This window comes from Streptomyces katrae (genome assembly GCF_000966975.1).
Lineage (GTDB): Bacteria > Actinomycetota > Actinomycetes > Streptomycetales > Streptomycetaceae > Streptomyces > Streptomyces katrae.
This window is the reverse complement of the sequence record NZ_JZWV01001380.1, coordinates 1-327: the sequence shown is the minus strand read 5'-3', so window position 1 is coordinate 327 and position 327 is coordinate 1. Positions and strand designations below refer to the sequence as shown.

Here is a 327-nt window from a genome sequence, read left to right as displayed (position 1 = left end):
GTGGTCGATGTCCAGCTTCGACGCCTCGTTGACGGTGACCCCGTCGTACAGGCTCTTCCAGGTGCCCGACACGGCCCGGCACTCGGCGTCCCGGGTGACGTCCTTGCCGGCGCGCTGGAGGACGACCTCGCGGGTGTCGCACTTGTCGCCCTGCTCGGCCCAGTGCGTGAACTTGTCACGGCTGTACCCGGCCATCGTGCCGGGTTTGCCGGTCGTCAGCGCCGCCAGCTGGGCGCGCGCCACCGCCGCGCCGACCATGCCCGGAAGCACGTCCCCCGGGGCGGGTTTCGCGTCACCGGCCGGGGGTGCCGAGGGGGAGGGGGCCGG

1 pseudogene is annotated in these 327 nt (G+C 73.7%); it reads right to left on the bottom strand.

Annotated features, from left to right (window positions below):
* Positions 1-270: pseudogene (locus tag VR44_RS37475) on the bottom strand (hypothetical protein); the annotation flags it as partial.
* Positions 271-327: the final 57 nt, after the last annotated feature.